The sequence below is a fragment of the Microvirga sp. P4_G7 genome (assembly GCF_056401005.1).
Window position 1 is genome coordinate 1 of the sequence record NZ_JBFUKD010000180.1, and the last position, 6,246, is coordinate 6,246.

General features: G+C 61.1%; 5 protein-coding genes. All 5 read right to left on the bottom strand.

Annotation, left to right across the window (positions count from 1 at the left end):
- A partial coding sequence (locus AC1DT3_RS10025) for an ATP-binding cassette domain-containing protein (protein ID WP_477465108.1) occupies window positions 1-285 on the bottom strand: 285 nt, incomplete at its 3' end.
- A gap of 28 nt (window positions 286-313) precedes the next feature.
- Complete coding sequence (locus AC1DT3_RS10030) at window positions 314-1,366, bottom strand: carbohydrate ABC transporter permease (protein ID WP_477465109.1); 1,053 nt, start codon at window positions 1,364-1,366, stop codon at window positions 314-316.
- Window positions 1,363-2,391 carry a carbohydrate ABC transporter permease gene (locus tag AC1DT3_RS10035; protein ID WP_477465111.1) on the bottom strand — a complete coding sequence of 343 codons (1,029 nt, stop codon included), beginning with the start codon at window positions 2,389-2,391 and terminating at the stop codon, window positions 1,363-1,365. Before AC1DT3_RS10035 ends, AC1DT3_RS10030 begins: the two co-directional genes overlap by 4 nt.
- Before the next feature lie 24 nt (window positions 2,392-2,415).
- The gene (locus tag AC1DT3_RS10040) at window positions 2,416-3,684 is read right to left on the bottom strand and encodes an ABC transporter substrate-binding protein (RefSeq protein ID WP_477465110.1); all 1,269 of its coding nucleotides are present in this window, start codon (window positions 3,682-3,684) and stop codon (window positions 2,416-2,418) included.
- Window positions 3,685-3,710: 26 nt separating this feature from the next.
- The gene (locus AC1DT3_RS10045) at window positions 3,711-6,242 is read right to left on the bottom strand and encodes a hypothetical protein (protein WP_477465112.1); all 2,532 of its coding nucleotides are present in this window, start codon (window positions 6,240-6,242) and stop codon (window positions 3,711-3,713) included.
- Window positions 6,243-6,246: the final 4 nt, after the last annotated feature.

Genomic DNA, 6,246 nt, shown 5'->3' on the forward strand with positions numbered 1-6,246 from the left:
GTTCTGGCGCACACTCATATGCGGGTAGAGCGCATAGGATTGGAAGACCATGGCGAGGCCGCGATCGGCAGCCGAAACCTCGTTGACGACGCGCTCGTCCAGGCGAATCTCCCCCTCACTGGCGGATTCGAGGCCTGCGATGACACGAAGAAGGGTGGACTTGCCGCAACCCGAGGGCCCGACGAAAACGACGAATTCTCCGTCGTGCACGTCCAGATCGATTCCATGCAGCACAGAAACATTGCCGAACCGCTTGGTGATCTGGCGGAGGGTCAGATGGCTCACGAGCGCGCCTTTCCGAATAAGCTGATCATCACTTCAAGCCGGTATTGGCGATGCCCGTCGTGATGTAGCGCTGAAGGAAGAGAAAAATCGCGGCGACGGGAAGGATGGAGAGGACGGTCATGGCGAGAACGTAGTGCCACTGCACGTTCAGCTCGCCCGAGAAGGCGTTCAGCCCGACTTGCAGCGTATAATGCTCCTTGCGGGACAGAACGATGAGCGGCCACAGAAAATCGTTCCAACGCCACATGATGGAAAAGATCGCCAGCACCGCCAAAGCGGGAGCAGCAAGGGGCAGGACGATACGCCAGTAGATCTGCCATTCCGACGCCTTGTCCATGCGGGCCGCGTCGAGGAGTTCGTCGGGAATCGTCAGCATATACTGGCGCAGGAGAAACACGCCGGTAGGCGTGGCGACCGTCGGTAAAATGACGCCCCAGAGCGTGTCGAAAAGTTGGAGCTGGTTCACCACCAGGTAGAGGGGAACCACGATGACCGAAAGCGGCACCATGAGCGTCGCAAGGATGATGCCGAGCACGGCGGTTCGTCCCTTGAACTGATATTTCGACAGAGCAAACGCCGCCATCGAATTGACGATGAGCGTGATGATCGTCGCCATGACCGTGACGAAGATCGAATTCTGGAAATAGCGGAGGAAATCGAACTGTTGCAGCGGCTCGGTGTAGTTTCCTGTCGCAAGGTGCACCTGCCGCTCAGGAATGCGTTTGTCGATCGGAACGCGCACGACTTCACCCGGATTTGCGGGATCGACCATCTGGGCGACGATGCCGACGCGCCGCACCTGCGCAAGGACGCGTTCGCTCCCGTCGTCCTGCTTCAGCCGATAGAGCGGAAGGGGTTTGTCGTAACCCTGCACGCTTACCATTCGGGTTTCGAGCGGCAACATCGTCGGCGGGAACTCGGCAAGGGAAGCCGGAGACTTGAAGGACGACACGGCGAGCCAGAGAACCGGCCCGAACATCAGAAAGAGGCCGATGCCGAGCCACGCGTACGACAGCACGTCCGTCCAGTGCCAGCCTGCGCCGCCGCGCCGCCGCAGCAAAAATGCCGATGCCGCGTTCATGCTGCCTCCTTGCGGTTTCTACGGGTCGAAGCGATCAGCTGGAGGCAAGTCAAGCCAATCAGCACGACGCCCATGAGAATGGAGGCAGCCGCAGCAAGCCCGAGATTGCGCAGAACGTGGGCAAAGCCGGTCTCATAGATGTACTGCGTGATAAAGAGCGTGCTCGTACCCGGACCACCACCGGTCAGGACGAACGCCTCATCGAAGATCTGCACGGCCCGGATGAGAGCCAGAATGATCACGACGAGGAGATTGGGCCACAGGAGTGGCAGGGTGATCCGCCAGAACGTGCGCAGCGGCCGCGTTCCGTCCATCATGGCGGCCTCGTAGAGATCGCGCGGGATCGCCTGCAGCCCTGCCAGCAGGATGAGCGCGTAGAAGCCGAGATGCGCCCATATGGAGACGAAAACGGCCCAGAACATCGCCCAATTGCGCTCGGCGAGCCACAGCGTGCGCTCGAAGCCGAAATCGACGAGCACGGCGTTGAGCAACCCATCCCGCTGCAGGATCCACTTCCAGATGAGGCCGACCACCACGGGTGAGAGAAGCACCGGGAAAAAGAACACCGCCCGCCAGAAGCCGCGGCTGCGCATCTTCCGGTTCAGGACCAGTGCCGTGCCGAGCGACACCAGAACCAACAAGGTCACCTGAACGACCACGAAGAAGCCGGTGTTGTGAACGCTTTGCCAGAAGGCATCCTCGCGGCAGGTCGAGGGTTGGCTGTAATCCGCACAGGTCAACAGCGTGCGATATTGATCGAGCCCGACGAAATGACGATCGGCGAAGAAAATGGCCGTGCCGCYGGTGACGGAATAAGCCAGATTGATCGCGACGGGAATGAGCACGAAAACGCCGAAAATCAGCATGTTGGGCGCGAGAAAGACTGTTCCCATGCCGCCGATGCCAAACCGCCGCTGGATGAAGCTCATGGGGGCGTTGAGCGCCCCCATGACGAGGCGCAGCGGCCAGCCGAGAAGGCTGGACAGGCCATAGGACCGTCCACCCGTTTCACCGACGTCGCTCATGGCGTTCATGACCGCACGCTTCCTTTAGCGCGATGCCTCGGCGACCTTCTGCTTCAAATCCTCTTCGATGCGGGTGTAGGCGTCCGGAAGCTGCATTTCGCCGGACACCACTTGTCCGAGCCGGCTGATGACCGCCGCGTAGATCGCTCCCGACCATTTGTAGCTCTGCATCTTCAACGCCAAGGGCGAAGCGGTCTGCGTGGATTTCAGGAAAATCTCGAGCGACTTCTTGACGTTCGGATCCTTCGACTTGAAGTCGACTCCCTTGGCGGCGACGCTTTGGTGCGCCGGCAGGAACWAGGTCCGCTCCGAGAATTCCTTCACGATGGGCTCGCTGGCGAGGTATTCCATCACGCGCGCGACATCCTTGGGGTTCTGGGTGTATTTGACTGCGACCAGTCCGGCACCGCCGGGCATCCCTGTGCACGCGGCTGGACCGCACGGTTCCGTGCCGGCAGACCAATCGAACTTGTCGCCGATCTTCTGCGAGAATTGCGCCACCTGCCAGGAGCCGGAGAAATAGACCGCGACCTGACCGTTCACGAACTCGTCGTTGGCGCCCTTGTAGGTCGTGCCGGCGACGCCGCCCCAGATTTCGCGGGGCATGGTGCCGTTCTTGTGCCAATCGGCGATACGCTGCGCCATCGCTTTGAAGCCGTCGTCGATCACGGCGGGTTTGCCGTCGGTGCCGATCACCTTGGCGCCCATGGAGATCGCCGGCCCCATGAAGCGGTGCCCGGAGCGATCGAAGGCGAGTGCGATCGGCAGTTTCTGGCTGTCGGCCACCTTTTTGGCCGCGGCCGCCCATTCGTCCCAGGTCGCCTTTTCGCCCGGTACGGGGACGCCTGCCTGCTCGAACAGGGTGGTATTCACGAGCGGACCGGTGATCGTGAGCTGCGTCATGAAGCCAGGGATGGCATTGCTGCCATCGTCGCGCATCCAATCGAGGGTGTTGCTGAAGTTCTTCTCGAAAGCCGCCGGATCCTTGAGGAGCGGACGCAGGTCGAGCCAATGCTTGGCTTGCGATTTCAATTCCACGACACGCACGATGTCGGGACCGCGCCCGGCTTCGAGCTGCACCGGCAATTGATCCTTGATCACCCCGAAGGCGACATTGTCGACGACGACTTTGACGTCCGGGTTCTGAGCCTCGAAGCGCTTGACGATGTCCTGCAGGACCTCGCCCTCATTACCGTCCGAGTACCACATGATGCGCACTTCGCCGGCCAGCGCCGTCGAGGCGCTGAATGCGAGAGCCAGAGCACCTAGTTTGAGTTGGTTGATGATTTTCATTGTTTCCTCCCGTGGAAGTCTTGATTTCAGGCGATCTTGCGTTGAGCTTGCCGCCCTTGTTGTTGGGAGGGAAGGGCGACGCGCCTTCCCTCCGGATAGATTTCGAGGTCGCCGGTGAGTGTCCAATTCTGCGGATCGAGCGTTTTCTCGCCGGCCCGGATGACGCCGTCCGACTCGCAGGTCACGATTCCGAAATCGGGATCGTTGAGGATGATTTCATCGTGTTGTCCCGACTGTGCCGAAACCCCGGCAAACCGTGCGCCAAACGCGCTCAGACTGCCTTCGGTGGCCACATCGGACAACCGCACGATCCAGCGTCCCTGATGCCCCGGAAGCCGAATTTCGCATTCGGCTGTCGGCCCATGGTCGACCGAGGTGAACGGGCCGCTCCCCACCAGGAGGCAAAGGGCATCGCCAGAGCGGACGAGAATGCGATGACCCTCGTGGATGACCTCGTCCATCTCAGCTTGGGGAAGCCAGGCATGAGTGAAGTCGGGCTGCGAGGGGTGCGTTACAAAATCGACCACGGCGAGGGAGCGGTATTGATGAACGCGCGGCACGGTTCCGCAGCCTCCCCAATAGGAGGGACGTCCATACCCGCTATGGATCACTTCGCCGGGATGGTTGATCCAGATCTGTGATTCCGCGCGATTCCCCATCCGAAGATGAAGCACCGTCTCCTGGTAGCCCCACTCGGTCCAACGATAGCGAGCGATGCTGCCGAGGGCGTAATCCTTGGTCTTGAAATGGTAGAGCGACGCGATGCCGTTTTCGCCCTGCTTGTAGCGCCATTCATAAGCCTCGCCGCCCTGGTGATCGGAGAACCGCGCGAGGCTCGCATCGATCTCAAGGCCGTGCTGCGCGAAGCAGAGCGCCAATTGCGGCAATGCGTGGAATCGACGGCCAAGGCCACCCTTGCCGAAGGCGAGATAGGAGATTCCGGACAATTCCAGCGTTAGCCCCGGCCGAAGCGTATGCTCATAGCTCCGGCCCTGGGATGCCGTCATGAGACCGTGATGGCTGGACAGCGCCATGATTTCGAGAAGCCGACGGATAGCCGTGCCGGAGCGCGTGCGAATCGCTGCATCTCCCGAGAGTGCGAACAATGCGCACAATCCCTTGAGATCGATCGGGAAATAGGGAGCCGAATTCCATTCCGCCATTTCGCAGGCCTCGAAATGCGTCAGCCAATCGAGAAGCCGTTGGCGTCCGATTTCCGCTTGCTCCCGCCCGCTACGGCCCGAACGGACGAAAACCTTGTCGGGAAAGAGCGTCCCGGCGAGATGACAGGCCGTGTGGAACAACAGCGCGTGGTTTTCGCTGAAATACCACATGACGTCATTGCCTGGCTCGTCCATCCAGTAACGGAAGCGCAGGATGACATCGTCCATGCGATCGCGCGTTTCCGGCGCGATCTGATCAGAGAAAGCAATTCGGCACCAGAGCAGCGGGACGAGAAGGAAATCGGCGCAATCATGACAATCGCCGATGATCGGAAGGCAGGAATCGATGATGCGATCGGTCTCGGAGCCGCCGCGTCCGGAGGCGAGCCGCGCCAGGGCTGCGACCATATCCCGTTCGCCCTTCTCGGCCACGTGATCGAGGACGATCCGCGCCCGATCAGACAGGCTTTCCGCGGCCGGCGGCTGCTCGTCGCCATGCACGATTTCCACGCCGAGGACTCGTGAGGCGACAAAGCCGCCGTCGCTCACAGTGATGTCGAAATGGCGGAAATCCGCCGGAAGGGAATGTGTCTCTGCGACTGCGATCCGTGTGTCGCCTGGCGCCAGACGTCGCTCAAATGACACGTTGCCTTCCGTCGACATGAAATCGCCGCGCACCTCCACATGCACGTCGAGGGGCTGGCGGGCAGGTTCGTCGAACACGATCGCCACTTCGCCGCGCGCGTAGGACGGCTTTTCGAAGCGCATCCCCTCGAGCATTGCCTCAACGGCAAGCGCACGATCTCCGGGGATTGGAGTCGGCAATGCCACGGAAATGCCGTCCCCCTCGGCAAGTTCGACGCTGAAATAATAGCGCGCATCGCGCTCGCAGAGATCCGCGAACCAAACCCGTATCTCGTTCAGACCTGTCCGAAGAGGAACATCGACCGTGCAGCTCTCTTCGAAATTGCGCTGATAGCGCGTCAGCTCGGCCAGCCGCTCGCCATTGACGGTGATAAATGCGCCGCCGCAGGTGGCGAAGCGAAAACGTGCGACCTGGTCGCGCTCCGCCTTCAGCATCGTGCGCGCCCACGTTTCGACCCGCGTCGCGCGGAACCAGAAACCCGATAGATCGACGCGCGGACTGCCGAAGGGAAGCCAGACCCGGCTCGGCTCGAATTCCGTGACGGGCGCCGGTCTCGCTCCCCGGTAGGTCGCAATGAAATCGGTCCGGCAGGGATATTCGTGCGGAATGAAATTGCGATCCTTCGTCAAGAAGAAGAACGCATCCATCTCGCCTTCCATCGTGCGGTCGGGCACGTCGAAGCGCTCTTCGTGCGTGCCTCCGAGCTGCCAATGGCCAACCGCCCCGCCGGGCTTGAGCGATGTGGTCAGATAC